This window comes from Exiguobacterium sp. B2(2022), assembly GCF_028823655.1.
GTDB lineage: Bacteria > Bacillota > Bacilli > Exiguobacteriales > Exiguobacteriaceae > Exiguobacterium > Exiguobacterium aestuarii_A.
On record NZ_JAPEHX010000105.1, the window covers coordinates 1 to 3,314 of the forward strand.

Annotated in this window: 3 protein-coding genes; 2 read left to right on the forward strand and 1 reads right to left on the reverse strand. The window is 34.6% G+C overall.

Translation table 11 applies throughout. The features are described from left to right. Positions 1-250 (forward strand): DUF6904 family protein (locus tag ON063_RS14350; protein WP_446719147.1); only part of this gene is annotated, 250 nt, incomplete at its 5' end. Between the two features lie 569 nt (positions 251-819). Further along, a complete protein-coding gene (locus ON063_RS14355; protein ID WP_274665592.1) occupies positions 820-1,428 on the forward strand; it encodes a hypothetical protein in 609 nt (202 codons plus the stop codon). A gap of 185 nt (positions 1,429-1,613) precedes the next feature. On the opposite strand, the gene ON063_RS14360 is transcribed toward ON063_RS14355, so the two are convergent. Then, positions 1,614-3,299: a GIY-YIG nuclease family protein gene (locus tag ON063_RS14360; protein WP_274665593.1), complete on the reverse strand. Its 1,686-nt coding sequence runs from the start codon at positions 3,297-3,299 to the stop codon at positions 1,614-1,616. Positions 3,300-3,314: the final 15 nt, after the last annotated feature.

The window sequence follows — 3,314 nt, forward strand, 5'->3', positions numbered from 1 at the left end:
ATGGATTGCCGAAAATGGATCCGAGCACATTTTGTTTACGCAATATATTGATTACTTAAATAGTGAGTGGCATGAAATGGGATTAGAAAAACGTCAAAAGAATTTTAATATTTTTGCCAAGCGGACATGTCAGATTACACCAGATTACGAGCGTCAACAAAAATTAATTTTCGAAGCGGCAATTGAGCATCGATGTCATCCTTCAGAAATTCATTATCCCTCTGAATTTTATGAGCACGTAGAATGGTAAGTACTCATTCAAGATAAGTCGTTATATTACTGATGATTTTCAAATGAAGCGTAACACTTCCTCGGTCGTCCGTTGTTTTTGACGAGCTCATTCGTGAGTTTGTCATATGTGAACTGTGAAAAGTGCGTTTCTTCTAGGAAGAACTCTTAGAGGAGACCGACGATTTGTTTCGGTGATCAGGTCATCTAAAACTTCTTGATAATCGTCTGACGCGTCGTATCGTCGAGGTTCGTTTTGACGTCATTCGTGCTCTTGATACATCTCCCGAGTTCCAGATAAGTTTTGATTTTCATGTTTTCGGTTGTGATAAGTTGTAGCTCATAGTGGTTCCTCTGTCTGAATGTGTGTTGTGGTGACTTCATTCTACAGAGGCAATCGCTGTGAGCTTTTTTGCATTCACGTTTAGGTGTTGTACTTAATTTTATAGTCCACCCTTCATCGATTGCGGAAACTGTTCATTAGGTTTTCGAATGGATTCAAGGGATTGAGCATTCCTTTGTTGAATAGAAACTGCGAGTTGTTTTTTTGAAAATCGTCATGAAAATATACATACAAAAGGAGAATTCCTCATGTCTAAAAAATCGACGGAATTGATCGTGAATGGAGTCAAAAAATATGGTCCGACGGTGGTCGAACTTGCATTAAAACATAACAAAGAAATCATTGGGGCTATAGAGTCAATCAATTTAAAGAAACGATTAAATAAATCCGATGATCTCAATCAAAGCTCTAAAGTAGCTAAAGGCAAGAACAAGCATCCTCGAAAGCAACGGTATCAGTACTATGTAACTGAAGTGATTCCTACGTTGGATACTCGAAATCGCGATGAGTTACTTGAATATAAGTTGGAAGTAGAGCAATGTATTCAAAAAATCAAAATGGAGCAATCACAAGACATCATTATCAAAAAACAGATTCATGAGGGTCGGATTAAAGAGTGGGAAGCCATTCTCTCTTACATCGTGAGTCAAATAACAATCAAAGACTATATGGAATATTTGAGACTTTTCAACAACCCGGAGTATCAAAGTGATTATTTCACGGGCTTTAAAGGGGATGTGGAGAAATTCAAAAAACTGAATACGGTCGAACAGTATGATGTGCTCGTTCAGTACGTTCATGAAAAAACAATGATTGATATCGAACAAATCAAAAGAGAGTTTTCTGCTCCTGTCTGACTCAACGCAAGTTGCTACTTTAATCGATCGTATTTGTAATTTGAGAATTAGCTTACATAATTCTTTGAAGAAGTATGTAGTCAGTCATTCGAAAACGGCACTAAATAAATCCTAGATGATGAAATGCACTCCGATTGTTAAAAACCTCTAATAATCGGAGTGCATTTTAATTTTGATTTAAATACTCAATTCCGAATAGTTTCATTCACTTCAACTTCATCATTTTCGAAAGACAAGCTTGAAGTAGGCATAATATTCTCTTCATCCATTTCGATACTTCTAAAGTATTCGTGTGCAACCATTGTTGTCTTAAATTCAGCGGTTGGATCGATTGATTCAACTAAAGCTTGTAATTCTTCAACCGTTGTTACAAAAAATTCTTTACGTAAGTTCACTTTATTTAATCGCTTAGGACTTAATTCTTGATGAAGTTGATATTCTAATCCCACTGCATCATCTGAGAAAATCATTGCGTGTACGTCAAATTTAAAAGGTACAGATGCGTCTCCAAGTTCGTCAACTCGATCTTGAGGATTCATTCGTCTTGTCATTCCTACTTTGAATACTTGTTTACCAAAGGAACCTAAGTTTGAGATAACATAAACATAGCCAGCTTTACCATTTGCTCGTTTTAAAATTTCTTCTTTCTGCTCTACAACATTGTTCTGTTGTTGCTCAAGTTCTGAAATACGTGACTGTAATTGAGTAATTATGTCTGGATTAGTTTCACTGATTAGCAACTCATTTGTTCGCTGTAGCTCTGCCTCGAATTTTGCCTCTTCTGCCTCTAGCTTTTTCTTTTGAGCTTCTAATTCTTTACGTTCCGCGGCTTCTTGACGCATTTGTTCTCGAATTAAACGTTGTTCTTCTTTTTCTTGTTCACGTTTAATGTAGTACTGATACTCAACTTCAACGGCTTCAATGAACAACGGTTCAAGTTCTGCTAGAAATTTAGAAATAGTTGGTGCGATCGAAGCATTACCATTTGTTGAAATAGCTAAATATTTTCTAATTAAAGCTCTCGCATTATCGATAGCTTCCTCATGTTTGGCGTATGAAAGAGTATAAAGAATATTTTGTAACTCGGCTTGTAAACCTATCACCATTAGTTGATAAATTGCTTGGTTTGCTTTTGTTTTGTAACGTTCTTTATACTTATCTAACAATGTTGCAATTTCTTTTTTGATTTTATTAATTTGTTTACGTAGTTCTTTTGAATTCAATGCATGGTAATCTAGCTCTATCAGGCTTTTCATAATACTATCTTCATTGTAATTTGCTAATAATAGTTCTAACTCATTTGGAAGATTTTCTTCGTTGAATAATTGTGGGAATAAGTCAATTAAATTGCGAATACCATTAAACTCAGTTTTTAACTTTAAAAGTTTTGTACTTTGGGATTTAATATTTTTGCTTAACTTTTCATTTTCAGCTGCTAAAGTATCACGTTCTTCTGCGAATTTTTGAAGCTCAGATATTTTTTTTTGATTATCTGATATGATTTTATCGATAATTTGTTTTCCTTCTGATTCGTATTCAACGCGAATTTGCTTTATATATTGCGTCTTTTTTTCCTCAAAAATGTCTTGGGAATTTGAAATGTTAACTTGAATCTGGTTACGTTCGACTTCTAGATTGTTTAATTCGGTTTTCAAAGAAGTAATTTCTTGTTGCAAGTTTTCAACTTCAGAGATCTGTAGTTTTAATTTTTCTGATTTCACATAATAATAGCGACCAAACAGTAAGCTAAAACCTACAATTGAAGTCACCCCAAACGTAATAATTCCTGCAAGAATTAATAGGAATATTGTCCACCAACTAAAATACCAAGGTGTTTTTATCTTCATTTTTTCAATCTTTTCCCGATTCATAAAACCTCAACCTTT

Coding starts and splice junctions, on each gene's coding strand:
- ON063_RS14355 (WP_274665592.1), top strand. CDS start 820: ATGTCTAAAAAATCGACGGAATTGATCGTGAATGGAGTCAAAAAATAT.
- ON063_RS14360 (WP_274665593.1), bottom strand. CDS start 3,299: ATGAATCGGGAAAAGATTGAAAAAATGAAGATAAAAACACCTTGGTAT.